Consider the following 24,144-nt stretch of genomic DNA (forward strand, 5'->3'; position numbering starts at 1 on the left):
CGCAGCCGGGAGCGAGGGCTTTCATTTTCCTAAGGAGGGACGCATGACACTCACAACCCGACTAAGACGTACTGCAGCGCCGCTTGCATTTGGCTTTGGCCTTATTCTGACAACAGCGGCTTTTGCACAGGACAAACATCCGGAAGGCGAAAGTACTTATGAACCAAGCTTGGAATCCATTCCAAGCACGGGGGATCAACCCGGTGTTCATGAAGGCGTGCCTACCATGACATCTGATGAATTCGATCAGGGGCGCAAGATTTTCTTCGAGCGCTGTGCAGGGTGCCACGGTGTATTGCGCAATGGCGCAACCGGACCGGCACTGACAACTGATCGGACCCGTGATTTGGGGTACGATTATCTTCGTGATTTCATCACCTATGGATCACCAGCCGGGATGCCGAACTGGGGCACCTCGGGTGACCTGACCGAAGAACAGGTCGATATCATGGCACGCTATGTCATGCAGGACCCGCCGCAGCCCCCGGAATGGGGTATGACCGCAATGAAGGAAAGCTGGAAAGTCATCGTTCCGGTTGACCAGCGTCCGACCAAAAAGATGAATGATCTCGATATCGAGAACCTGTTCTCGGTAACATTGCGCGATGCGGGTCAAATCGCCCTGATTGATGGTAACGATTACAAAATCAAATATGTAATCGACACTGGCTACGCTGTTCACATTTCACGCGTATCAGCATCCGGACGTTATCTTTTCGTGATCGGCCGCGATGCCAAAATCGACATGATCGATCTGTGGATGAAAGACCCGATCGTGGTTGCCTCCATCAAGGTTGGCCTTGAAGCACGTTCTGTCGAAACATCCAAGATGAAAGGATGGGAAGACAAATACGCCATTGCCGGTTCCTACTGGCCACCGCAATTCACGATCATGGATGGCGAAACACTGGAACCGCTTGAAATCGTATCGACGCGTGGCATGACCACCGACGAGAAGGAATTCCATCCAGAACCGCGTGTTGCAGCGATCGTTTCGTCGCACTACAACCCGGAATTCGTCGTTAACGTCAAGGAGACCGGTCAGGTTCTTCTGGTAAACTACGAAAATCTGGATGCCCTGCAGGTCACCGCAATTGATGCAGAACGTTTCCTGCATGACGGCGGATTCGATGCCAGTGGCCGCTATTTCCTTGTTGCAGCCAACGCCCGTAACACCGTCGCGGTGATCGACACCAAGGACCGCGTTCTGACCAAACTTGTTGAAGTCGGAACAACGCCGCATCCGGGGCGCGGGGCGAACTTTGTTCATCCTGAACTCGGACCGGTCTGGGCTACCAGCCATCTGGGCGACGAAACCATTGCCCTGATCGGAACGGACCCGGAAAAACACCCGGACAGTGCCTGGAAAATGGCAGCGTCTATTGATGGTCAAGGAGGTGGTTCCCTGTTCATCAAGACCCATCCGAATTCGACCAACCTTTGGGTGGATACGCCGCTGAACTCGGATGCTGAAATCTACCAGTCGGTTGCCGTGTTCAACATCAACGATCTTGAAGCCGGATATGACATTCTCCCGATCGCAGAGTGGGCCGATGTCGGTGAAGGCGCCAAACGTGTCGTTCAGGGTGAATACAACAAGCAGGGAACTGAAATCTGGTTCTCTGTCTGGAACGGCAAAGCCGAGAAATCAGCTATCGTTGTCGTTGACGACAAAACCCGCAAGCTCAAGAAGGTCATCAAGGATGATCGTCTTGTGACCCCGACCGGGAAATTCAACCTCTACAACACCCAGCACGACGTCTACTGACCGTGTATCCGGGGGCTGCAAAGCCCCCGGATTTCTGCACATCTGGTCAATCCGGTAAAAAGGAAAATCCGCCATGAGCAAACCGGGATACATCTATCTTGTCGGGGCCGGGCCAGGAGACCCGGAATTGCTGACACTCAAGGCCGCACGTCTTCTGGACCGCGCGGATGTTGTCGTTTATGACCGGCTTGTTTCCGAAGATATTCTTGATCTGGTCAATCCGTTTGCCGAACGCATCTATGTTGGCAAATCAACCGGGCGTCATAGCCTCAAACAATCAGAAATCAACACATTGCTGGTGCATCTGGCGCATTCCCACCAACACATTGTCCGTTTAAAGGGGGGAGACCCCTATATTTTCGGACGTGGTGGCGAAGAGGCAGAGCATCTCAGCCTTCATGAAATTCCCTTTGAAGTTGTGCCCGGCATTACAGCAGCAGCCGGATGTATGGCCAAGCTGAACCTGCCACTGACCCACAGAGGTCTGGCAACCGGTGTCCGTTTCGTTACGGGACATATGCAGGCCGACGCAATGCCAACGCATGACTGGCGATCATTGGCCGATCCCAACACGACGCTTGCGATTTATATGGGGGTAAAAACAATGCCTCTCATCGCCAACAAGCTGATGGAGCACGGTCTTTCGGGAAACACCCCGGCAATGATCATCGAAAATGGCGCCACCCCGGAACAGCGGCATTTTCAAACCACGCTTGATCATCTGTGTACAGACCTTGACCGCATGCATGTAAACCCGCCCTGCATGATTGTCATCGGACGGGTGCTGTCACTGGCTGACCGGCTATCACTGCCCGCTACCAGATACATGGTTGATGACACCGATCAGTCGATATCGGTTCTTTCTGACAAAGCCCTGCACTATGCGAAAACGGCATAAAACCATAGGCACGCTTGTGGCGGGATGGACATTTCTTGTCGCGGGCCCGGCTGTCGCGTCCGAGCTTCAGGAGCATGCCCGGACGCCATCTGCTCTGGAACAAATGGTGCGTCAGGATTGCGGTTCCTGTCATGGCCTGACTTTCAAAGGCGGACTCGGATCGCCATTGCTGCCCGAAAATCTTGAAAATTACAGCGTCGAAGATCTGAGCTCCATCATCCTTGACGGATTGCCAGGAACGGCGATGCCACCGTGGCGCGCAATCATCAGTGAAAGCGAAGCTGTCTGGATGGCCCGATACCTGAAAACAGGAGGATCCAAATAATGTCGCGTTTCTTTCCTGCGAAGACAAGGCGTTCGCCATTTCGCCCGTTAGCGACCCTGATCGCAATCGGAGCCGCAATTGCGTTGAATGCCTGTGCATCCTCCCCCGTTGCCCTGCGGGGAACGGCCGATCTGGCAACCGTTATTGCCCGCGCAAGTGGCGAGGTCGCCATTCTTGACACCAGCAACAAACAATTTACCGGAATAATTGGTGGTCTGGGTGATCTTTCACATGCCTCCATCGTTTACGCCCGTGATGGCCGGTTTGCCTTTGTGTTTGGGCGAGACGGCGGCTTGACCAAGGTTGACATCCTCAGCCACGAAATTGTTGCACGGACCCTGCAGGCAGGCAACAGCATCGGCGGTGCAATCAGCCAGAATGGGAAACTTGTTGCTGTCGCCAATTACGAACCCGGCGGTGTCCGGGTATTTGACACGGAAACGCTGGAATTGGTTGCCGATATTCCGACCACGATTGATGGGGGTCCCGACCGGTCAAAGGTAATTGGTCTTGTCGATGCGCCGGGCAACCGGTTTGTCTTCAGTCTTTGGGATACGGGTGAAATCTGGATTGCCGATTTCTCGGCAGGGAATACACCATCTGTCACACGATACCAGAATATAGGCATCCAGCCCTATGACGCACTGATCACGCCGGATGGCCGCTATTACATTGCCGGACTGTTTGGTGAAGATGGCATGACATTGCTTGATCTTTGGCATCCGCAATCAAGCCCGCAACGCATCCTTGATCACTATGGCAAGGGCGAGGAACGGCTACCGGTTTACAAGATGCCACATCTGGAAGGTTGGGCCATTGCGGGCAAGCGGGCCTTTGTTCCGGCGGTCGGTCGCCATGAGGTTTTGGTGATCGACACCGAAACCTGGCAGGAAGTCGGCCGCATTCCCGTTCATGGACAACCGGTCTTTGTCATGGCCCATCCCGATGGTCGCCATGTCTGGGTCAATTTTTCAATCCCCGATTATGACACCGTGCAAATCATCGATACTCAAACTCTGGCCATCGATGGTGAATTGAAACCCGGCACCGGTGTCCTTCACATGGAATTCAGTCCCCGTGGCGATCAGGTCTGGCTGTCGGTTCGCGATGACAACAAAGTCGTCGGATATGATCCCTATACCCTGAAACCGATTGCAGAACTTCCTTTGCCCAGCCCAAGCGGCATCTTCATGTCCGACCGCGCAGGCCGGATCGGGTTGTAGGAGGATCATGATGCAAGAACGCCTTTCCCCGACACAACAGCAACTTATCGAAGCCTTTCAACGCGGTTTTCCAACCACATCACGCCCGTTTGCAACAATCGCAGAACAAATCGGCAGCGATGAAGGCAGCGTTATGGCAGCCTTCGCGGATCTTAAAAACAAGGGGTATCTTGCCCGCATCGGGGCGACTTATGCCACGGGGCGGGTCGGGGCATCCACCCTTGCGGCAATGGAAGTCCCGCAATCCGAACTGGAAAAAGTGGCCGAAAAAATCAGCCGCTTTACCGAAATCAATCACAATTACGAACGCGAAGATAAACTCAATTTGTGGTTCGTGATCACCGGCGCCACCCGGAATGACCTTGTCAGGACAGTCGAAGCCATCGAGGCCGAGACAGGTCACACGGTTCATCTGATGCCGATGATTGAACATTACCGACTTGATTTGGGTTTTAACTTGCAATGGAACTGACCGAACTTCATCACCGGTTGATTGAACAGCTGCGCGACGGCCTGCCGATTTGTCCGCACCCCTATGCTGTTATTGCCAACACGTTGGGGATAACAGAAGAAGGCGTCATTTCCGCGCTGGATCAACTGATTGAAAATGGCCTGATCAACAGGTTCGGTATGATATTGCATCACCGGGCACTGGGATATCAGGCCAATGCGATGTGTGTGTTCGATGTCCCCGACCCGATGGCAGCAGATATCGGGCAAGCAATGGCAAGATTGCCTTATGTCACCTTGTGTTATCGGCGTGAACGCGTTGCAGGGGTTTGGCCCTTTAATCTTTATTGCATGATCCACGGACGGGACAAACACACTGTTCGTGCGCAAATCCGCCACATGACCGCGCGGCTCGATCTTTGTGACATGCCGCAGAAAGTCCTGTTCAGCAAACGATGCTTTGCCCAGCGCGCCGGTAAATATGGCGCTGTGCCTTTTACTGCAAAGAACATGGCAGGAGGACAACATGGATCAGCTTGAACGCGATTTGCTTAACAATCTGCAAGGCGGTTTTCCTATTTGCGCCCACCCGTTTCAAGTTCTGGCCGAACGCCTTGGTTATTCTGAAGATGTCCTGATTGAAGGCGTCCAGCAACTGATTGCCAAAGGATATATCAGCCGCTTTGGACCACTTTTTAACACCGAAAAGCTTGGGGGGGCCGTGTCACTTGCTGCAATGGCTGTTCCGCCCGAAAGGTTTGATGCGGTTGCTGATCAGGTCAATTCCTTTGAGGAAGTTGCCCATAATTACGAGCGCGATGATCGGTTGAACATGTGGTTTGTGGTTCTGGCCAGCGATGAAATCGCACTGGTTAATGTTCTTGCCGAGATTTCTCGCGAAACCGGGTTGGAGGTTTTGAACTTTCCCAAGGAACAGGAATATTTTCTTGAACTCAAGCTGGAGGTACCGGAATGAACAACCCTGTACCGGTTCCTGAACTTGACGAAATTGACGAAGCCCTGATCCGTGCGACACAGTCGGGGCTACCGATCACTTCGACCCCCTATGGCGATATCGGTCTTGGCATCGGTTTAAGTCCCGATGAAGTCGAACAACGCCTGCAGCGCATGCTTGATATCGGTGTCATCCGGCGGATCGGCATCATCCCCAATCACTATCAGTTCGGTTACCGCGCCAACGGCATGAGCGTCTGGGACATTGATGACGACAGGATCGACGAGATGGGTGAAACCATCGGGGCCCTTGATTTCGTGTCCCACTGCTATCGGCGGCCACGGCATTTGCCGGAATGGCCGTTCAATCTGTTTGCCATGGTTCATGGCACATCACGCGACATCGTCGAAGCCCACGTTGCGGAAATTCGCAAAATTCTGGGCGATACCGTTCATGACCACCGCATTCTTTACAGCCGTCGCATTCTGAAAAAGACCGGCTTGCGCTGGCGCAAAAGCAAGGAGCGGAAATGCTGCGAGTAAGCCAATATATCCGGGCCGCGATCGAGATTGCCGAAAACGGCGGATCCGTACCTGCGTCTTCCCGCAAACATGCCCAGCTTGCCAACCGGGGACCAGTCGTAATCTGGAACCTGATCAGACGTTGCAATCTGACATGCCGGCATTGCTATGCCTCTGCCGTGGATAAGGATTTCCCCGGGGAACTGACCACCGCACAGGTTTTCAAAACAATGGAAAATCTGCGCGATTTCAATGTCCCGGTTCTGATCCTGTCTGGTGGCGAACCTTTGATGCGACCTGACATTTTCGATATTTCGGCCTACGCCAAGGAACTTGGGTTCTATGTCGCCCTGTCAAGCAATGGCACGCTGATTGACGAAACCAACATCGATCAGATTGCCAAGGCCAATTATGATTATGTCGGAATAAGCCTTGATGGGTTGAACGAAACCCATGACTATTTCCGGCGTCTGGACGGTGGATTTGATCTCGCATTGCGGGGCGCAAAACTGTGCCGCGATGCCAAACTGCCCGTTGGTATCCGTTTCACCATGACCCGAGAAAACTATCAGGATCTGCCGGGTCTTCTCGATCTGGTTGAACGCGAACGGATCGACAAATTCTATTTCTCTCATCTGAATTATGCGGGACGCGGTAACCATAACCGCAAGGATCACGCATTTTACAACATGACCCGTGACGCCCTGTTGATGATCTTTGCCCGTTGCGAGGCAGACCTGAAAGCCGGTATCGCACGCGATTATGTGACTGGTAACAATGATGCTGATGGCGTTTTCCTGAAATTCTGGATCGATCAGCACTATAGCAGCGCATCCGAACACATCACCCGGATGCTTCGCCGCTGGGGTGGCAATGCATCAGGTGTGAATGTTGCCAATATCGACAATCTTGGAAACGTTCATCCCGATACGATGTGGTGGCAGCATACGCTTGGCAATGTTCTCAAACGGCCGTTTTCCGGCATCTGGCAGGATATCAGCGACCCATTGATGGCCGGGCTTAAACAACGGCCTCGCGCGGTCGGGGGACGTTGCGGGGAGTGCCAGTATCGCGACATTTGCGGCGGCAACACCCGAACGCGTGCCTATCAGCTTACCGGTGATCCCTGGGCTGAGGATCCCGGCTGCTATCTTGACGATGCGGAACTGGGCATTACCGGTCATCATGATCGACTGGAAACGGTCCCGTTTGGCGCAACAAGACGCCGCGGTCAGGTGGAGCACGCATCATGAGAACCCTGTCTGGCACCTTTCTGCGAAAGCTTGCCATGGTCACGACCCTGACCACAGTGGCCGCGATGCCTGCATTTGGCCAAGAAACCTTTTCCCCATCCCAGAAGGCCGATGCCGAAGCACTTTATGCCACCCATTGCGCCGTTTGCCATAACGGTGACCGATTGGGCGGAATGGGACCGGCACTTTTGCCCGAGAGTCTTGAAAAACTGCGTGGCAAAACGCTTGAGGGCGTTATCTCAAAGGGCCGCGCGGCAACACAGATGCCTGCGTTCGAAACCGTTCTGGATCAAACGGATATTACCCTTTTAGGTGAATGGTTGCGTCAACCACTTGCCAAGATACCCGGTTGGGAAATGGCCGACATTGCGGCCAGTCATGAAGTTTTTGTCGATCCGGCATCATTACCGGCCAAGCCAAAGTTCAATAGTGATCCGCTTAATCTGTTCACCGTGGTCGAAGCCGGGGATCACCATGTCACCATACTTGACGGCGACAGCTTCAGCCCGCTTGACCGGTTCCAGACCCGCTTTGCCTTGCATGGTGGTGCGAAATATTCACCGGACGGAAGATTTGTCTATCTGGCTTCCCGCGATGGCTGGGTGCAGATGTATGACCTTTATTCTCTACAAATGGTTGCCGAAATTCGTGTCGGTCTGAACACCCGAAATGTTGCGGTTTCCAGCGACGGCCGCTACCTGATGGCCGGCAATATGCTACCGCACAGTCTGATCCTGCTTGATGCTTACGACCTTCGACCATTACGACTTATTCCGGTTGCTGGCGATCGTGGAAAAACATCGCGCGTATCGGCTGTATATACGGCACCACCGCGACAAAGCTTTATCATTGCGCTGAAAGATTTGCCTGAAGTCTGGGAGATTTCCTATGCCGATTCTCCCCGGCCGGTATATCCGGGCTTTGTTCACAACTACGAAGAAAACATGGTCGAAGCGCTTGATGTGCAGCACGGACCATTTCCTGTTCGACGCATAAGACTTGCCGACGGGCTCGACGATTTCTTCTTTGATCAGGAATATCGTTATCTGATCGGTGCGGCCCGCAATGGACGGGACGGACAGGTGGTCAACCTGAATGTCGGGCGCAAGGTTGCCGATATTGCCCTTGAAGGCATGCCCCATCTTGGATCGGGCATTACCTTTGAATATCAGGGGCGACAGGTTCTTGCCACCCCGCACCTTAAGGATTCAAAAATCAGCGTTATCGACATGACGACCTGGGAAACGATCAAGACAATTGAAACGCTTGGTCCCGGCTTCTTTACCCGCAGTCACGAAAACACGCCTTATGCCTGGGTCGATGTGTTTTTTGGTCCTGATAAGGACGCCGTCCATATCATCGACAAACGCACCCTTGAAATCGTCAAGACATTGCGTCCCGAACCGGGCAAGGTTGCCGCACATGTTGAATTTGATCGCAGCGGCAAACACGCCTTGCTTTCGATCTGGGATGATGACGGGGCTGTCATTGTTTACGATGCCGACACGTTCAACGAACTCAAACGCATCCCGATGAAAAAGCCGGTCGGAAAATATAACGTGTTTAACAAGATCACCTATTCCGAAGGCACCAGTCACTAACAGCAGCGACGTAAATATATCAGGGCATCATTAAAACAATGATGCCCTGGCTTGCGAAAACACCAACAAGAATGACGATCAGAAAAGCCATGAATAACCCGCGCCAGCTTCCTGCGGCTGGTCCCAGCCCCAGATAGAACCGCAAGATCAGCCAGGCCTTGCAACAACCAACCGCCATAATAAAGCCGACCGAGATCAGTCCCAATGACCGTTGAACTGCGCCATCAACGGTCAATCCCAGAACGAGCGACAGGATCGTTATGGCACTTGCCGCAAGCCAAACCCTGACAACAATCCGGGACGATGTTTCGGTTGTTCCCGACATAACGGCATCATTTTCATCAAGTTCTGAACAGGTTTCTTGCGCGGCCATCTCATCTCACCAGATAGATCACAGGGAAAACCAGAACCCAGACCATATCGACCATATGCCAGAATGCTGCGGCGGTTTCGACATTGATCCGGCTGGGCCAGATTGCAACAACCCCCAGAATGCCAAGCCCCAGAACGACATGCAGGGCATGAAAGCCGGTAATCAGAAAATAAAGCGTGAAAAATGTCGTGCTTTCCAAACCGATCCCGGCATCGAACTTGGCTGTGTATTCCATCAATTTGATAATCAGGAAAATCACCCCGAAGATCGACGTTGCCAACAGCCATAGCCTGCACCCCGACCGATTGTCTTCATTGATTGCTTTGGTTGCCAAGACGGCAAACAATCCACTGGTCAACAGCACCAGCGTATTGATACCGCCTGCCAATCTGTCCAGTTGCAACTGATCCTGCGCAAATCCGGCAGGATCGCCAATTCGAACTGCCGAAAACACCAGCAAGAATGCCCCGAACACGACAAGTTCGGACAAGATCAATACCCACATGATCGGGTGCCCAGGCAAGTGTTCGAGACCGCCCCAGGAAGCTTCGTCGTCAGGTATTTCTGTGTCTCCAGGACTCAAGATGGGCTGTTTTTGAATGTCGCCCTGCATCATCACCGCACCAGTTGTCGATAGATGCGCGGCAATGCGGATGGTAACTTTTCAAGCCGGGCGACAATCGCATGGCCGCCAACGCCAAAGATATAGGGGAAATAGTCCTGCGCCTTGCGGTCCACGGTCACCCCGAACAGACCAATCCCGGCCTGTCGACATTCGCGGACTGCACGGCGACTGTCCTCGATGCCGTATCGTCCCTCGTAATGATCGATATCATTGGGTTTGCCGTCCGTAATGACCAGCATCAGGCGATGCTGGTGAGGCCGTTCACCAAGCAATTTTCCCATATGCCGTATCGCGGTTCCCAGACGGGTGTAATACCCCGGACGCAGTCTTTGAATCCGGTTCTGACATTCGACTGACCAGTCTTCGCTGAAATCCTTGATCGCATTGATCCGGACCCAATCGCGCCGACGCGAGGTAAAACTGTAAACCCCGAAATCATCACCACAGGCATCAAGTCCGCCAGCCAAAACCGAAAGGGCCTGCTTTTCAACATCAAGAACACGATTGTCCTGTATCCAGGCATCTGTCGACAATGAAACATCAATCAGAACCGCAACCGAAAGATCACGGGCCCGCCGCACGGTATCAAGATAAATCCTGTTGCTGAGCTCGCCATTGCCTTTCTGGTCACATTGCGCACGAATGACCGCTTCAAGATCAAGTTCGCCACCATCAAGCTGGGCGCGCAATACCTCATGGCGCGGACGAAAGGCCTCAAACTGGCGACGCACCTGACGGATCTGGCGTCGTTCGGTTTCTCCGGGCTGCCAGATGTCGGTCTCGCTGACATTTTCGTCACCTGACTGCATGATGACATTGCAGAAATCCGGGCGGTAAGATTGTTGCCTGTAATCCCATTCGGGATATGTCCATTTGCCAATCACGCGCCCTTCGTCTGCTTCTCGCGGTGGCAGATCAAGATCAAAACGCAGTTTGGTCGCCGCCTTTCGCTTGCACTCGGAAATTTCCATTTCCTCAAGTTCGTCAGCCGCTTTCTTGGCATTCTGTTCTTCTTCGTCATCCATCGGCCGATTGACATTGACCATCTCGGCAATCGAAAGGATCTTTTCAAATCGGTTCAGGGCAAGCGGATCATTCCGCCCGGCCTGATCATTCTTGCGCCGACGGGCCTGTTTTTTACGTTCCCGATCACCATCCTGGGCGGGTTCGTCGGGATCGTCAGCGTCAGCCTCACCATCTCTGCCTGATGTACCGACATGAACGGCCTCCCCCCAAAGGGGCACCGGCAGGAACGGTGCATAACGAAGCGGCTTAAGACCCGCTTCCCTGATCTTTTGCGCAATATCCTGCGCATCTTGCTGACAGTCGAAAATCAGGGACCAGACAGGGTTTGTGTTGTAAGGTCCCGACTGGTCAAGGATGTTTTGCACGCATTCTTCGATCTGCTGTTCAACAGGCGGCAGACGACGGACGGGCCGCAACGCGGCAAAGGCCTCGAATAGCCGCTGGCGCAAGGCAAGAATGCCGGGGAAATTCTTTTGCACGGCACGGTCTGTTTGCATCGCGCGGACAAGACGCATGATATCAGCAGCGAACGCATCTTCCTGCACGGCAGGTTGCGGCTCCGAAACCGCAAACCATGCCATCAGCCAGACATACAAATCGCGGTTAAGCGAACTGTCGGGGAACAACGAAATGACAGGCGGCATTTTTACCGCGTTCTCGTTCATTTCAGCCATGGCAATTTGTTCATCGACAAGTCCGATCCGCTGTCGCCAGCTTAGCCGGTGTGTCGAAACACGCTTATCGATCTGACAAAATTCAAGGGCCGGATCGCCACCCAATGTCCGAAACAGGACTGGCAGATATGACCGCAAATCGGCGAAGCGAACTGCCTGTTCCGGATATTCGCGGTAGCTTTCCTGATGACGCGTGGCAATCCGGTGCCACAACATCCCCACCTGTTCTTCGAATTCAAGAAAATCAAAGCTCATGACACCCTCCCGCGGTCAGCCACGGATGATGCCAATTGCTTCGCGCAGACCGGTTTTAATGTCACGATCATCGCTCAACGGTTCGATAATCGCTGCCTGGATCGCATCATCGAAAGCAACACCGGTTTTAAGCAATGTTGCGCAATAGACCAGCAACCTTGTCGAAGCGGCTTCTTCAAGGTCAATCCCGGCCAGATTGCGGATATTGCCAGCTATACGCACAAGAATGCGCGCACCTTCGGCATCAATTCCGCTTTCGCGCATAATGATATCGGCTTCGGTATCGGGGTCGGGGAAATTGAACTCAACGGCCAGAAAACGTTGCCGCGTAGAAGGTTTAAGCTGCTTGAGAAGATTCTGGTATCCCGGGTTATAGGAAACAACCAGCATGAAATTGTCCGGCGCTTCAAGCAATTCACCTGTGCGATCAAGCGGCAGCAAACGACGATCATCGGTTAGCGGGTGGAGCACGACCGTCACATCTTTTCGCGCTTCGACCACCTCATCAAGATAGCAGATCCCGCCATTGCGCACGGCACGCGTCAGGGGACCATCCACCCATACAGTTTCGCCCCCCTTGATCAGATAGCGGCCTGTAAGGTCGGCAGCGGTCAAATCATCATGACAGGAAACGGTATAAAGCGGCATGCCAAGCTTGGCGGCCATATGCGATACAAATCGGGTTTTTCCGCATCCTGTCGGGCCCTTCAGCAAAAGAGGAAGATGGCGTTGCCATGCAGCTTCAAAAAGCTGCTCTTCATTGCCGGTCGGCTGGTAAAACGGAACAGGAACCTCGGGAGTTGACTGTTTAAGAGCGGTAGACATCGTAATGCTCCTGCACTGGATAAGGCAAAAAAGGTAACGGCCGACATCGAGAACCGGTCGGCCGTTACCAGCAGCGTGTCACCAATTAAAAGAACACGAACTAGGTCTTTCTGACTTGATTACCGTCATTCGGCCGGCTGGCTGATCCGTGTTGCGGCACGAGATGCGCGGGGCACCACCACCAAAGACCAGACGATCAGCACAACACCAATCAGAACCGCGACACCCGCCCCAAGACGCATCCAGTAAAACAGGGCAACCTGATCCTGAACGTCCATGTAGTTCATGCCCAGAACGCGTTGCAGATGAGTTTGCACAACACCGGCAAAAGTCAGGGTAAAGGTCATGAATGCCATGCCGCTTGTCGTGATCCAGAAGCCCCACATATTGAGCTGCTGGTTAAAGGGTTCACGCCCGCGAAGATACGGCAGTGCATAGGTAAAGATCGCAAGGTTGAGCATCACATAGGCCCCGTAGAAGGCCAGATGCCCGTGAGCTGCCGTTACCTGTGTACCGTGGGTGTAATAGTTGATGGACGACAGGGTATGCATGAAGCCCCAGACGCCAGCCCCGAAAAACGCCATCACGGAACAACCAAGCGACCACAACAGGGCAGCCTTGTTCGGATGGTCACGGCCACCTTTCCACACCATGTAGAAACAGAATATCACCATGGCAAAGAACGGCACGACCTCAAGTGTTGAAAACACGTTACCGATCCATTGCCAGTAACCCGGCGTTCCGATCCAGTAATAGTGGTGGCCGGTCCCGAGGATGCCGGTAAACAGCGTCAACGACACCATGACGTAAAGCCATTTTTCAACAACTTCGCGGTCGATACCGGTCATCTTGATCATCAGGAAGGCCAGGATTGACGCCATGATCAGTTCCCAGACACCTTCGACCCACAGATGCACCACATACCACCAGTACATCTTGTCGACGGCCAGGTTGGACGGGTTGTAGAAGGCAAACAGGAACAGCAATGCGACAAACCACAATGCGATCATCAGGACGTTTGAAACCGCTGTTTTACGTCCTTTGAGCAAGGTCATCGTTGTGTTGTAAAGGAACATCAGTGCCACAACGACAATACCGACCTTGATCGGCAGCGGCTGTTCAAGAAACTCGCGGCCTTCGTGGATGCCGAAGATATATCCGACAACAGCGGCGGCCGCTGCAATCATGAACAGCCAGAACTGGATAATCGCCAGTTTGGGGCTGTGAATCTCTGTCTCGCATTCTTCGGGCAGCAAATAATATGCCGCGCCGAAATACCCCATCAACAGCCACACAATCAGCGCATTGGTGTGAATCATGCGGATGACGTTAAACGGCAGCAATTCGGACAGAAAATTGGGGAAAACATAAACAGTGCCCGCAACAACACCGAACAGGATCTGGGCTGCGAACAATGCCAGCGCGCCATATATGTAATATAGCGCAACCTTTTGAGATTGATATTTCATTGTAGCCTCGTTTCCATCAGCACCGGTCAACCCGCCTCGTTAGGCGGCCAGTTCTGCGTATCGATTTCACTGGTCCATTTCAGGAAATCGACAAGCTGTTCCAGTTCCTGATCTGAAAGGTTGAATTGCGGCATCTGGCGACGGCCCTCGATGCCTGACGGCTGAGCCTGCATCCATGATTTGAGCATGTCACGCGCTCCTTCCGGATCATCCTTGCCGCCATACCGCACCCAGACATTGCCAAGTTCGGGTGCATAATAGGCACCTTCCCCCAGAAGGGTGTGGCAGTTGATGCAGGAATTGCGTTCCCAGATATGCTTGCCCGCTACAACAGATTCTGTCAGCTGATCCGAATTACTGGACTCGTTGACGATATAGTTGTGGCTATGCAAGGTCAGTCCAAGAAAGATGACCAGGAAGAAGATCGTTCCGCCGTAAAAGATGTTTCGGGCGGCAGATTTTGTCAGACGTTCCGACATTTGAACGAATCCTCACTCCGATTGACAGTTCCAAGCCGCTCTGTCCCCAAAACGGCATTCTCGCATCATTTGCCAAGCCTGCATTTCGCTCCTTGATTGCCGTCAAACGAAAAATTCCCGCCATTTGGCGGGGGCATGTGCCGGAACAGCTAATGGAGCAGAATTGCCGGTTTCAGGTGAATGTGACCAAACAGGGTGTCGAACGGTTTGATCGCCAGTCCTTTGTGATCGTACCTTGCACGACGGGGACACCATTTTATCGCGTTGAATTTCGCAGCATTGGGCTGGCTGGCCGAGAAAAGAAGTGTAGAATATACATGTTTAAATCTGCGTCTGAACACGGATCGAGCTCGCCATGCGCCTGACCCACTTCACCGACTACACCCTGCGGGTACTGATCTATCTTGGCTTGCATCAGGATCGTCTGGTCACGATTGATGAAATCGCCAATGCCTATGAGATTTCGCGCAATCACCTGATGAAGATCGTTCACCATCAGGCCCGCACAGGGGTGATTGAAACCGTTCGGGGCAAGGGCGGCGGCATGAGACTCGGTCGCGTCCCTTCGGAAATTGGCATTGGCAAGATTGTTCGGGATACAGAACAGGACATGGCGCTTGTCGCCTGCTTTGACCCCGCACATCACGGTGAATGCCGGATCGAAAGTGCCTGTTTCCTGCGACATGCCTTGATGGAAGCAAGCAATGCCTTCTATCGAACTCTCGACAGTTACAGTCTGGCGGACCTTTTAAAGCCACAAGCCCAATTATCCTCGTTGTTTTCTCAATCCTCGCCGTCAGTGTGAGACACTGACCACCTCAAGCGGAACACGGCTTCCCGTCGTATAAGTGCGTTCCTGCAAATTTAAACAGGCTGCCATGCCTTAACATGTATTCACATTACATCTTTAAACATGTATTTTATTTACATGTTTAAAGATGTCGGAACATGTACCGAAGGAAACCAGCTATGTTCGAATCACTTTCCGCCCAGAACAATATGGCCTCCCTTTCCCGCGAAAACGAAATGGAAGCTCTCCGTGCGCGTGTCGCCGAGCTTGAACAAGAACAGAAGATCACCCGATCCATTTTCGGAAATCTGGCTGCCTTTGGAGACTCCCTGATTACCGTGCGCGAGTCTTTTTCCGACCTGTCCGCCTTGCTGGTTGAAACCAGTCGCGCCAATCAAGATGCCCGACATCAATCCGGTGAAAGCCAGACCGGCCTGAAAAACATGTCATCGCACATCACAGAAATCAGCAAGCACATCCGTGCGGCCTCTGCACAAATCAGCACGCTAAATGACAATGCCGGACAAATCGGCTCTATTCTTTCGATGGTTGATGATGTGTCGCGTCAAACCAAACTCCTGGCATTCAATGCAAGCATCGAAGCCGCACGTGCCGGAGAAGCCGGAAAGGGCTTTGCGATTGTCGCGACCGAAGTCCGTGGATTGGCCAATCGCGCAACCGAAGCAACTTTGGAAATCGGCAAGCTGGTTCGTAAGATCCAGTCACAAGCCGATAGTGCCGATCGTGACATGAAAACCAATGCGGGCTCTGCTTCTGATCTGGAATCAGATGCCAATACACTTCTGACAAGAACCCAGCATATCCTTGATATTTCGACCGAAGGACAGTCCGCAATGTCGATGGCTGCCATTCTTAGTGAAATAGAACTAGCCAACCTTGAAGAACTTGAACTCAAGCTTGCAGTCTATCGGGTTTTCATGGGGTTATCGGATGCAACCGAAGCAGACTTTCCGCCGGAAACCGACTGCCGATTGGGGCAGTGGTATTACGATGGCAGTGGCCACGGTCTTTTTGCCGATATGGTTGATTTCAAGGCGCTTGAAATCCCGCATCGCCAAGTCCACGACAATGCCCGCAAAGCCGTGAACTTTTATCGTCAGGGGCAACTTGATCTTGCCCTTCAGTCCTTGCAAGCCATGGAGCATAACAACCTTGATGTCATGCAACGCTTGCGCAACATGATCCGAAAGGACCGGGCGGCCCAAACAGCCCGGTCAAGCACATCTTTAACGGACGCGGCGTAACGCCTTTACATATTTTCAGGCCAACATCCTCCGGCGATATTTCGGACCAGAGGATGTCGGCCTGATACCTTTAAGCCTGCTTCTCACATGGCGTATCGCGAGTGATCCCGATGTCTCCGAAGCTTGCCATATTATTGTGACACTGTGCCGCAGCCCGGACAATCAACCCGGCAAGCACGGCTCCGGTGCCCTCGCCCAGACGAAGGTCAAGATCAAGCAACGGACGCTTTCTGATCCGGTCCAGCAATAACCTGTGCCCCGGCTCCGCTGATCCATGCCCGACCATGCAATGCATCAGGCTTTTGGAAGATGTTTCATGCAGTGTGGCCGCTGCCGCACTGCATATAAACCCGTCAAGCATAACCGGAATGTTTAACAGCCGGGCGGCGATAATCGCCCCGGCCATCGCAACGATTTCCCGGCCTCCGACACAGCGCAAAACGTCCAGACCATCTTTCACCGACATATCGTGGCAGGCTTTTGCCTGCTTCACGATATTGATCTTCCGCTTGTACTGATCGCGGTTGATACCTGTTCCCGATCCTACCCAGTCGCCCGGCGTACCATCCCACATGATATGGCAAATTGCCGCAGCAGATGTTGTATTCCCGATCCCCATTTCCCCCGGACACAGGAACGAGGCATCCGGGTTCACTGCCTCCATGCCGATACGAAAAGCATCAACGCATTCATCTTCGCTCATCGCTGCTTCAACGGTGAAATCACGGGTCGGACAGTCCAGATCAAGGGCTCGCACTGTCACCTCGGCCCCAAGTTCCGTACTGAACTGATTGATCGCGGCCCCGCCCTTTGCAAAGTTATCAACCATCAATGCCGTGACGGACGGTGGAAAAGCAGAAACATCATGCTGCACAATTCCATGGTTTCCTGCAAAGACACAAACTTGCGGGTAATCCATTTGCGGAACGTCACTTTGTTGCCATCGGCACAACCAGAAAACAATTTCCTCAAGTCTGCCCAGACTGCCGCGCGGCTTTGTCAGTTCAAGGTCCCTTTGCCGTGCCTTGATCACCGGCCCTTCATCGGCCATCGGCAATGACCCGAGCAACGCCCGGATATCATCAAGCGACTGGATGCCCTCTGAAATATTTGTCTTTTCGTGCTTTGCACGGGTTTCCAACATTCAACCTTCTCCTGGAAAGGCAAGATTGCGGCAGTTCTGCCATGACCTTTTCCATCGGCACACAATCTTGTTGAAACGTGTTTTACTCGTCTTCTGGCTCCCGGTCGGAACGCTCCAAACTGCCTTCCCGAATGGATTTCTCATTCAGTGACTGCCGCTCTGGCATTGTTTGCAGCATACCGGTTACAGCGGCGGGACCGCTGCGGATTTTCACCGCATTCCGTTAGCAAAACTCACTATTCCCCAAAGGCAAAAGGCCACGGCCACGGACCTTGATCCAACCCCCGTGACCTTTCGCTCAATGCGGGTAACCGATGGATTAAGACACCTGCACCAGCCCGTGAACTTGATCATCGTCAAATCGCCTGGCGCGATAAAAGCCCGGCCGGTTTGACTTGACCAGCATCAAGTTCGCCTCTTTTCGCAAATGATAATTGTTATCACAAATATTCCCGCACCGATTATTCGGCGAAACAGGCGGGCCGTATTCGCAACCCCGTCTGTTTCACCGCAACCGCCATTTTTTGATCTGAAAGGTAGGAATATGTTCAAGAAACCCGTTCTTCTGACCGCCGCACTGGCATCGTGTCTTGCAATCTCGGGCAATGCCTTTGCAACTGATGATGCGGAAATCAGGGGCCTTGAAAATGTCAAACAGTTCACTCTTGATCATAATGAACGACTGATCTCGCAGGCAACCTTGCTTGAAAATGCAGTGTCTGCCTATGCCGACATCATCGCATCACATGATGGAAACTATCCTGCTGCCTGGCAGGCCAAAGGCCCTGTTCTGGCCGGGCAGATACAAAATATCAGGACACTCTGGCTGGAAGCATCCAACCAGTATGAAACCATTGAAGGTATCGTTGCCGGGATTCCTGAAACCGCAAAATATGACCTGATTCTTGATGCTGGCAATCCCGGAACCGAAAGCGAGGATATCGCCCAATACGATCTGACGCTCCCTGACGGAACCGTGCTTTCCCGGCCGGGAAACCTTTTCCACGGCATCACGGAACCCCTGTTCTGGGGCATGGAGGAAAGCCATATCAAGCTGGTCGCAGACCTCAATGACGATGGCAAACAAGCACCGGGAGAAATGCTTTTTGATGCCAATCTCGGACTTGGTGCGGCACAGGCCCTGACGCACTGGGCCAAAAAATTGCATAGCGACATGTCGGTCTGGAAGCCGAACCGTGACGATGCCTTTACCTCGGTTGTGACAATGACACCAACAGTTGGCGACTATTTCGGTGAGTGGAAGGAATCCCAGTTCATCACCGGAGAAGTCGGTGCCTTTGTCGCGCAAAGCCGCCTTGCCGATGTTCAGGGGATCATGGGCGGGTGCAAAAAAATGTATTTCAGCGCCATCTCGCCAGTTGTTTCCGCTGATAATCCCGATCTTGATACCCGGATCAAATCAGGCTTCGAAGAACTTCTTTCGCTGGTTGAGGATACCTATGCCCGCGAAAAATCCGGTGAAAAATTCGGCATTGAAGAAGCCGATGCACTGGGCAACGAGGCCCAGGATATTGCCGACCGGATTGTCGCAATGATCCTGCAGGCCGCAGCCCAGAACAAAGTCAATATCCGCGGCTAATTTGTCCCGCAATCAATCAAGCCGGCGGACATTGAAGTCCGCCCGGCTTGACGACCAGCAAGAACAGCCATGACGACAAAAAACACAACTTTCCCGCTTTCAACTGTCCAGTACGTTCCTGCACGTGCAGGTGTAATGAGCCTGATCCGCGCGAACTCTCGGATGCAGGTTCTGACATATCTTTTTGCCCTCCTGCTTGGCACCGGACTTTATCTGGAATTCTTCGCCGGACATAACTGGAACGCTGGTGAAACTGTTTTGCTGTTTCATCTATTTGTCGGGCTGATTTTTACTGTCCTGTTTCTTGTCTGGATCGCCAGCCATATCAAACAGGGGCTTGCGACAAGTCAGCGCAAAATATTCACCGGACTGAGCTGGTTAATGATTGCAAAATACATTCTGATCATCGCAACCGGATGGCTGATGGTCGTGCCCCCTGCAATCTACCTGACCGGGAAAATCTGGTTCTGGCAGTTCGAAACAACCTATCTCCTGACTTTTGTGCATTTATGGGGGGCCCTCACTGCCATCATCGGTCTGGTTGTTCATCTGGGGTTGCGGCACTGGCGTAACCCGACCCCGCGTTTAAACCGGGGGGAAAAATGAAAAGACAACTCAAAGCCAATCTCCCGCTTTTGATATCTGGCTGTATCATTGGCATCCTGATTGTCGTTTCCCTTTATCTTCTACGCCCTCCCGCGCCGGAACCGGGCATCGACCTTGTCAATATCCCGTTCTATCAGTTGCCCTTTGGACCGGATGAAAATGGTGCAGAACGGCCTTTCTGGCCGTCGCGACTGCAAACCGATAACGGTCGTCTTGTCGATCCGTCAAAAATTCAGTCCGCCGCAACCTGTGCCACCTGTCATCAAAAGGAATTTGATGAGTGGGCCCCGTCGCTGCATGCCATAGCCGGTCGCGACACAGTTTACGAACGCGCTGTAGAGGCCAATGAAAACTTGCACCGTGACGGGATCGAACGTGCACGGTTTTGCGAAGGATGTCATGCACCGGGTGAAGTTCTGGCAGGACGTACCAATCGCTTCAAATCTGTCATGCCTTCAGACGCCGAGACCGAAGGGATCAGTTGCGTCATGTGCCATACCGCTACCCATGCCGACCCTCTTGAAGGCAATGGGGCGCTTACCCTAGCTGTGAATACCGGTGTCGATCAACTCTCCAACCCGATGATCCTTGCCGCACCGCGTGATCATGCCCGTGCCTTTGGCGCAGCCAAGACCAATGCCCTGATTGCCAGCGCTGATTTCTGCGGCGGATGCCATACCGAAAACTATGATCAATCGATGTCCAAGGCGACAACAAGACAACATGTCCAAACCACCTTTGTCGAATGGCGCGACAGCTGGTACGCCCAAAATGACATCACTTGTCAGGACTGTCACATGGCGCCGGATCCGGCATCCTATGTTCGACAAATCCGCGACGGGGACATTCGCAAACCTGAACGCTATGCCCATAACTTTGTCGGGGCAAATTACCTGATGTTTGATACCTCTCTTGGATCAAACCTGACATGGTTACGCGGCGGGATATTGCCAGGACTAACCAAAGAACAAAACACTCGCCTGATTGAAAAACAGGGAACGGCAACAGCAGCCCTGTTGCGCGCTGCTGCCGGACTTGCCCTAAAAGGCAGTCACATTACCGATAACCGGCTCGTTTTTGACATCGCCGTACAGAATCTTGGTGCTGGTCACAACCTGCCAACAGGTGTGATCGATCAGAAATATATGTGGCTTGAAATTGTGGTTTCGGACGCAAACGGCTCGGTGATCTATCATTCCGGCAGCTTCGATACCGAACGCGGGCAAACCGATCCAGACGCGGTTATCTGGCGCGAAGACTTTCGCGACAGTGCGGGCAATCGCATTCCCGATCATCTGACTTTCATAACCGCAGAGATAACGCATCTGCGCAAAGGCGTCCCCCCAAAAGGCGAAGACATCGTTACCTATGACGTTGCGCTTTCCGGTGACAACACCGGCCCTTACCAGATCACCGCACGTCTCTGGTACCGGGTCGCCACCCAGGAATTTATCTTCAACACATTGAAGACCGACCTGATTGTCCCTCCCTTCGAACTTGTCAGCGCAACGTTCAGTCTTCCTGCAGATGAAAAGGCACGGCCATGACCCCCTGTATTTTCCGATTGGCTTTACTGACCTTCGTGATCATCGCAGCCCCGCTATCAAACGGTTTTGCTCAACCAAACCTTGCCTGGCAGGATGCCGAAGAATTACAGAGCACAAGTGCCTCTCTGATCCGGATGATGTATCGGCCTGTTGATCATGCTCTGGAAGAAAAGGCGGCGGGCAAACTGGCCAGAATTCAGTCGCTTTGGAACGACCATCTCGCCGCCTCCTTTGAAATCGCCGTTCCGGATCAGGCCCGCACTGTTTCCGACGCACTGAATGATTACGCAAACGCGGTTTCAACATGGAACCCGGCCAAAGCGGCATCTGCCCATGCCGACATCCGCACGGCAATACTCCATGGTGCATTTGCAAGAACTGTTGATCTTCTGAATTCCGGTGATGTCGAAACTGCATCACAATGGCTGAATATCCGTGAATATGCCCGCACATCGCGCGACACGGCCGCCAGTATTGCCATGCGCGAAGCACTTTCCGGTCGTCTTTCCCCTCTTCAGACCCGCGACATCATCAAGACTGAGTTACTTGGCATTTATGCCAGCGAATTACGACGCGCCCTTGCCGATGCGCGAACCCATCTTGCACAGAACTATACCGTCCAACTGGCCGGAACCATTGCCCGCGCCCAAGGCTTGCACCGCCTTCTTGCAGGTAACATTACCGAACGGCTTGGCCCGCAAAAGGGCACTGAAATCAGCAACATCATGACCGGGTTACGCACAGCATCCGGGGGCGACGAGCTTGAGACAAACCTCCAACATCTTCAGGATCTGTTCGCGACCTATGCCCCGACCAGCCTGCCACAGGATGAACTCGAACGACGGGTCCGGCTTCTGGCGCGCTTTTTGAACCTGATCCCGCTTGAGTATGAAAAAGGTGTTCGCGATGGCGAGATCACCATTCCGTTTGAATATTTCGAAGCACAGCTTTTCCGTGACCGTGCCCAGATGATCTATGGTGATCTTGGCCATGACCTCTCACAACGCCACCCCCGATCTTTCGACCGGCTTGGTACTATTCTCGACGAGATGAAATATCTGATCAGCAGCAAGGGAAACCCTGAGCAAATCCGAAATCTTGCCACCGAAGGGCAGGAAATCATTGCCGACACCTATGGCAGTGACACGGCCAATGGCGGATACAAGGCATCATTGCTGCTGCTTCCCGATCTGTTTGACGAAATTTTGCTGGTTGCCCAAGCCGGCGACTGGGCCGAGGCAGAGCTTAAACGGCTGGAAGCCTATGCCTTTTTCGATCCCGATATTGAACAACGGCTTGTCCCGCGTTCGCCTTCTCTTGCCCTGAAACTGGAATCAGATTTCTGGGAAGGCAGCATCACGGAACCAGGCTTGGGCAAACTCATCGCTGATCACGGCCCTCTGGAGCCCCTTAAAATCACCGTTGATCGGATGAAACGACAAACCACCGAGGCGTCGACCATCCTCGACACACAATTGTCATCGCTTGGTGCTTTCGTTCAATCTCTTGCGATTTTATTGCGCGAAGGGCTCGAGGCTGTCCTGATTCTTGCCTGCATGATCGGGGCACTTAAATCAAATGGCGTCAAAGCCAAAGGACCGAACGGATGGGTATGGCCGATCACGCTCGGCATCACCCTGGCCCTGGCAGGATCTTTCCTTCTGTGGTTTGCCGTCGGAAAACTGTTTACCATGAGCACCTTGCAACGCGAACTCCTTGAAGGAGGCACCGCCCTTGTTGCAGCTGCCGTGCTTTTCTATGTGACGCACTGGATTTTCCGCAAAGCCTATGTCGGCGACTGGATGGCTGAGATTAAACACAAAGTCGCGCTGACCTCCGATGCAAGAAAAGCCGACAAACAGAAGTTTCTTGGCTGGTTCACCCTGCTTTCGCTAGCTTTCCTGATTGTCTTTCGCGAAGGCTTCGAGACAGTCTTGTTTTATGAAGCATTGCTGATTGATGCGCCGACACTGCCGGTTCTTGGAGGATTGTTTACTGGCACAGCTTTGTCCCTTGTGGCAGCCTTCGCCATACTGGGGCTGGAAACGAAATTGCCGATAACCACTTTCTTCCGGACAACAGGGATTCTTTTGGCAATTCTTTGCATCATGCTCGTCGGCAGTGGCATCCGGGGCCTGCAAACCGCCGCGATTATGTCCGCCACCCCGGTCTCATGGTTCCCGGATGCACCCTGGTTGCAGTTGTATTTCGGTCTCTACCCGGTAACGGAAACCCTGCTGGCACAGGGGCTGCTCGCGGCCATTCTGATTATCTCATTGGCCATTCCGGCATGGTCACGTATTCGGACAGTGAAAACCTGATTGGTTGCGGGGGCAGGATTAGCGCTCACTGCGTTCGCTCAGCTCCGACCTTTGGCCTCCGCAAAGAACCTTTGAGCAAACAGGCATTGGCCTGTTTGCGAGGTTCAGATCCACAGCCCCGGCGACAAATAAAAAAAGCGGCCCCATAAGG

At 53.1% G+C, this 24,144-nt stretch carries 23 protein-coding genes and 1 riboswitch; of the genes, 16 read left to right on the plus strand and 7 right to left on the minus strand.

From position 1 onward, the window contains the following. The first annotated feature begins 43 nt into the window (after positions 1–43). From WA318_RS20170 to WA318_RS20215, 10 genes are all read left to right on the plus strand, one after another. The gene (locus WA318_RS20170) at positions 44–1,768 is read left to right on the plus strand and encodes a cytochrome D1 domain-containing protein (protein ID WP_336084013.1); all 1,725 of its coding nucleotides are present in this window, start codon (positions 44–46) and stop codon (positions 1,766–1,768) included. A 73-nt stretch (positions 1,769–1,841) separates the two neighbouring features. Beyond that, entirely contained in the window at positions 1,842–2,666 is an 825-nt protein-coding gene (gene cobA, locus WA318_RS20175) for a uroporphyrinogen-III C-methyltransferase (protein ID WP_336084015.1), read from the plus strand. Between the two features lie 16 nt (positions 2,667–2,682). Then, the gene (locus WA318_RS20180) at positions 2,683–2,991 is read left to right on the plus strand and encodes a c-type cytochrome (protein ID WP_336084017.1); all 309 of its coding nucleotides are present in this window, start codon (positions 2,683–2,685) and stop codon (positions 2,989–2,991) included. Continuing rightward, the gene (locus tag WA318_RS20185; RefSeq protein ID WP_336084019.1) at positions 2,991–4,214 is read left to right on the plus strand and encodes a cytochrome D1 domain-containing protein; all 1,224 of its coding nucleotides are present in this window, start codon (positions 2,991–2,993) and stop codon (positions 4,212–4,214) included. Before WA318_RS20180 ends, WA318_RS20185 begins: the two co-directional genes overlap by 1 nt. Positions 4,215–4,221: 7 nt before the next feature. Continuing rightward, the gene (locus WA318_RS20190) at positions 4,222–4,686 is read left to right on the plus strand and encodes an Lrp/AsnC family transcriptional regulator (RefSeq protein WP_336084021.1); all 465 of its coding nucleotides are present in this window, start codon (positions 4,222–4,224) and stop codon (positions 4,684–4,686) included. Beyond that, positions 4,677–5,204, plus strand: a complete 528-nt coding sequence (gene ahbB, locus WA318_RS20195; RefSeq protein ID WP_336084023.1) for a siroheme decarboxylase subunit beta — start codon at positions 4,677–4,679, stop codon at positions 5,202–5,204. Before WA318_RS20190 ends, ahbB (WA318_RS20195) begins: the two co-directional genes overlap by 10 nt. After that, a complete protein-coding gene (locus tag WA318_RS20200; protein WP_336084025.1) occupies positions 5,191–5,640 on the plus strand; it encodes an Lrp/AsnC family transcriptional regulator in 450 nt (149 codons plus the stop codon). Before ahbB (WA318_RS20195) ends, WA318_RS20200 begins: the two co-directional genes overlap by 14 nt. After that, entirely contained in the window at positions 5,637–6,161 is a 525-nt protein-coding gene (ahbB, locus tag WA318_RS20205) for a siroheme decarboxylase subunit beta (protein WP_114098075.1), read from the plus strand. Before WA318_RS20200 ends, ahbB (WA318_RS20205) begins: the two co-directional genes overlap by 4 nt. Further along, the gene (nirJ, locus tag WA318_RS20210) at positions 6,149–7,393 is read left to right on the plus strand and encodes a heme d1 biosynthesis radical SAM protein NirJ (protein WP_336084028.1); all 1,245 of its coding nucleotides are present in this window, start codon (positions 6,149–6,151) and stop codon (positions 7,391–7,393) included. The genes ahbB (WA318_RS20205) and nirJ overlap by 13 nt, the downstream gene beginning before the upstream one ends. Next, positions 7,390–8,994: a cytochrome D1 domain-containing protein gene (locus WA318_RS20215; protein WP_336084029.1), complete on the plus strand. Its 1,605-nt coding sequence runs from the start codon at positions 7,390–7,392 to the stop codon at positions 8,992–8,994. The genes nirJ and WA318_RS20215 overlap by 4 nt, the downstream gene beginning before the upstream one ends. 19 nt (positions 8,995–9,013) lie before the next feature. Here the strand turns inward: WA318_RS20215 and WA318_RS20220 are convergent, their stop codons facing one another. The 6 genes from WA318_RS20220 to WA318_RS20245 form a co-directional block, all read right to left on the minus strand. Then, positions 9,014–9,367: a cytochrome C oxidase subunit IV family protein gene (locus WA318_RS20220; protein WP_114098073.1), complete on the minus strand. Its 354-nt coding sequence runs from the start codon at positions 9,365–9,367 to the stop codon at positions 9,014–9,016. A 1-nt stretch (position 9,368) separates the two neighbouring features. Next, entirely contained in the window at positions 9,369–9,872 is a 504-nt protein-coding gene (locus WA318_RS20225; protein WP_114098256.1) for a cytochrome c oxidase subunit 3, read from the minus strand. Between the two features lie 110 nt (positions 9,873–9,982). Then, the gene (locus WA318_RS20230; RefSeq protein WP_336084033.1) at positions 9,983–11,947 is read right to left on the minus strand and encodes a nitric oxide reductase activation protein NorD; all 1,965 of its coding nucleotides are present in this window, start codon (positions 11,945–11,947) and stop codon (positions 9,983–9,985) included. A gap of 15 nt (positions 11,948–11,962) precedes the next feature. Beyond that, a complete protein-coding gene (locus WA318_RS20235) occupies positions 11,963–12,772 on the minus strand; it encodes a CbbQ/NirQ/NorQ/GpvN family protein (protein WP_336084035.1) in 810 nt (269 codons plus the stop codon). Between the two features lie 125 nt (positions 12,773–12,897). Next, positions 12,898–14,241 carry a cbb3-type cytochrome c oxidase subunit I gene (locus WA318_RS20240; protein ID WP_114098070.1) on the minus strand — a complete coding sequence of 448 codons (1,344 nt, stop codon included), beginning with the start codon at positions 14,239–14,241 and terminating at the stop codon, positions 12,898–12,900. 26 nt (positions 14,242–14,267) lie between these two features. Next, entirely contained in the window at positions 14,268–14,720 is a 453-nt protein-coding gene (locus WA318_RS20245; RefSeq protein WP_114098069.1) for a c-type cytochrome, read from the minus strand. A gap of 355 nt (positions 14,721–15,075) precedes the next feature. Between WA318_RS20245 and WA318_RS20250 the strand changes: the two genes are divergently transcribed. After that, positions 15,076–15,525 (plus strand): RrF2 family transcriptional regulator, encoded by a 450-nt coding sequence (locus WA318_RS20250; RefSeq protein WP_336084040.1) that lies wholly within the window; start codon positions 15,076–15,078, stop codon positions 15,523–15,525. Between the two features lie 164 nt (positions 15,526–15,689). Further along, a complete protein-coding gene (locus WA318_RS20255; RefSeq protein ID WP_336084042.1) occupies positions 15,690–16,775 on the plus strand; it encodes a methyl-accepting chemotaxis protein in 1,086 nt (361 codons plus the stop codon). 70 nt (positions 16,776–16,845) lie between these two features. Here WA318_RS20255 and cobT read toward each other — a convergent pair whose 3' ends face one another. After that, positions 16,846–17,919 carry a nicotinate-nucleotide--dimethylbenzimidazole phosphoribosyltransferase gene (gene cobT / locus WA318_RS20260; protein ID WP_336084044.1) on the minus strand — a complete coding sequence of 358 codons (1,074 nt, stop codon included), beginning with the start codon at positions 17,917–17,919 and terminating at the stop codon, positions 16,846–16,848. Positions 17,920–18,007: 88 nt separating this feature from the next. Beyond that, a riboswitch (cobalamin riboswitch) is annotated at positions 18,008–18,141 on the minus strand. A gap of 322 nt (positions 18,142–18,463) precedes the next feature. Here cobT and WA318_RS20265 point away from each other — a divergent pair. The 4 genes from WA318_RS20265 (at position 18,464) to WA318_RS20280 (ending at position 23,993) form a co-directional block, all read left to right on the plus strand. Next, the gene (locus WA318_RS20265) at positions 18,464–19,519 is read left to right on the plus strand and encodes an imelysin family protein (protein ID WP_336084046.1); all 1,056 of its coding nucleotides are present in this window, start codon (positions 18,464–18,466) and stop codon (positions 19,517–19,519) included. Positions 19,520–19,588: 69 nt separating this feature from the next. Then, the gene (locus WA318_RS20270) at positions 19,589–20,125 is read left to right on the plus strand and encodes a hypothetical protein (RefSeq protein ID WP_336084048.1); all 537 of its coding nucleotides are present in this window, start codon (positions 19,589–19,591) and stop codon (positions 20,123–20,125) included. Next, complete coding sequence (locus tag WA318_RS20275; protein WP_336084049.1) at positions 20,122–21,672, plus strand: multiheme c-type cytochrome; 1,551 nt, start codon at positions 20,122–20,124, stop codon at positions 21,670–21,672. The genes WA318_RS20270 and WA318_RS20275 overlap by 4 nt, the downstream gene beginning before the upstream one ends. After that, entirely contained in the window at positions 21,669–23,993 is a 2,325-nt protein-coding gene (locus WA318_RS20280; RefSeq protein ID WP_336084050.1) for an FTR1 family iron permease, read from the plus strand. Before WA318_RS20275 ends, WA318_RS20280 begins: the two co-directional genes overlap by 4 nt. Positions 23,994–24,144 lie beyond the last annotated feature (151 nt).

The sequence above is a fragment of the Thalassospira sp. CH_XMU1448-2 genome, from assembly GCF_037027285.1.
Lineage (GTDB): Bacteria > Pseudomonadota > Alphaproteobacteria > Rhodospirillales > Thalassospiraceae > Thalassospira > Thalassospira profundimaris_C.

What these genes read in the sequence shown, in the direction of transcription:
- WA318_RS20170 (WP_336084013.1), top strand. Translation starts at nt 44, where the DNA reads ATGACACTCACAACCCGACTAAGACGTACTGCAGCGCCGCTTGCATTT.
- cobA (WP_336084015.1), top strand. Translation starts at nt 1,842, where the DNA reads ATGAGCAAACCGGGATACATCTATCTTGTCGGGGCCGGGCCAGGAGAC.
- WA318_RS20185 (WP_336084019.1), top strand. Translation starts at nt 2,991, where the DNA reads ATGTCGCGTTTCTTTCCTGCGAAGACAAGGCGTTCGCCATTTCGCCCG.
- WA318_RS20190 (WP_336084021.1), top strand. Translation starts at nt 4,222, where the DNA reads ATGATGCAAGAACGCCTTTCCCCGACACAACAGCAACTTATCGAAGCC.
- ahbB (WP_336084023.1), top strand. Translation starts at nt 4,677, where the DNA reads ATGGAACTGACCGAACTTCATCACCGGTTGATTGAACAGCTGCGCGAC.
- WA318_RS20200 (WP_336084025.1), top strand. Translation starts at nt 5,191, where the DNA reads ATGGATCAGCTTGAACGCGATTTGCTTAACAATCTGCAAGGCGGTTTT.
- ahbB (WP_114098075.1), top strand. Translation starts at nt 5,637, where the DNA reads ATGAACAACCCTGTACCGGTTCCTGAACTTGACGAAATTGACGAAGCC.
- nirJ (WP_336084028.1), top strand. Translation starts at nt 6,149, where the DNA reads ATGCTGCGAGTAAGCCAATATATCCGGGCCGCGATCGAGATTGCCGAA.
- WA318_RS20215 (WP_336084029.1), top strand. Translation starts at nt 7,390, where the DNA reads ATGAGAACCCTGTCTGGCACCTTTCTGCGAAAGCTTGCCATGGTCACG.
- WA318_RS20220 (WP_114098073.1), bottom strand. Translation starts at nt 9,367, where the DNA reads ATGGCCGCGCAAGAAACCTGTTCAGAACTTGATGAAAATGATGCCGTT.
- WA318_RS20225 (WP_114098256.1), bottom strand. Translation starts at nt 9,872, where the DNA reads ATGTGGGTATTGATCTTGTCCGAACTTGTCGTGTTCGGGGCATTCTTG.
- WA318_RS20230 (WP_336084033.1), bottom strand. Translation starts at nt 11,947, where the DNA reads ATGAGCTTTGATTTTCTTGAATTCGAAGAACAGGTGGGGATGTTGTGG.
- WA318_RS20235 (WP_336084035.1), bottom strand. Translation starts at nt 12,772, where the DNA reads ATGTCTACCGCTCTTAAACAGTCAACTCCCGAGGTTCCTGTTCCGTTT.
- WA318_RS20240 (WP_114098070.1), bottom strand. Translation starts at nt 14,241, where the DNA reads ATGAAATATCAATCTCAAAAGGTTGCGCTATATTACATATATGGCGCG.
- WA318_RS20245 (WP_114098069.1), bottom strand. Translation starts at nt 14,720, where the DNA reads ATGTCGGAACGTCTGACAAAATCTGCCGCCCGAAACATCTTTTACGGC.
- WA318_RS20250 (WP_336084040.1), top strand. Translation starts at nt 15,076, where the DNA reads ATGCGCCTGACCCACTTCACCGACTACACCCTGCGGGTACTGATCTAT.
- WA318_RS20255 (WP_336084042.1), top strand. Translation starts at nt 15,690, where the DNA reads ATGTTCGAATCACTTTCCGCCCAGAACAATATGGCCTCCCTTTCCCGC.
- cobT (WP_336084044.1), bottom strand. Translation starts at nt 17,919, where the DNA reads ATGTTGGAAACCCGTGCAAAGCACGAAAAGACAAATATTTCAGAGGGC.
- WA318_RS20265 (WP_336084046.1), top strand. Translation starts at nt 18,464, where the DNA reads ATGTTCAAGAAACCCGTTCTTCTGACCGCCGCACTGGCATCGTGTCTT.
- WA318_RS20270 (WP_336084048.1), top strand. Translation starts at nt 19,589, where the DNA reads ATGACGACAAAAAACACAACTTTCCCGCTTTCAACTGTCCAGTACGTT.
- WA318_RS20275 (WP_336084049.1), top strand. Translation starts at nt 20,122, where the DNA reads ATGAAAAGACAACTCAAAGCCAATCTCCCGCTTTTGATATCTGGCTGT.
- WA318_RS20280 (WP_336084050.1), top strand. Translation starts at nt 21,669, where the DNA reads ATGACCCCCTGTATTTTCCGATTGGCTTTACTGACCTTCGTGATCATC.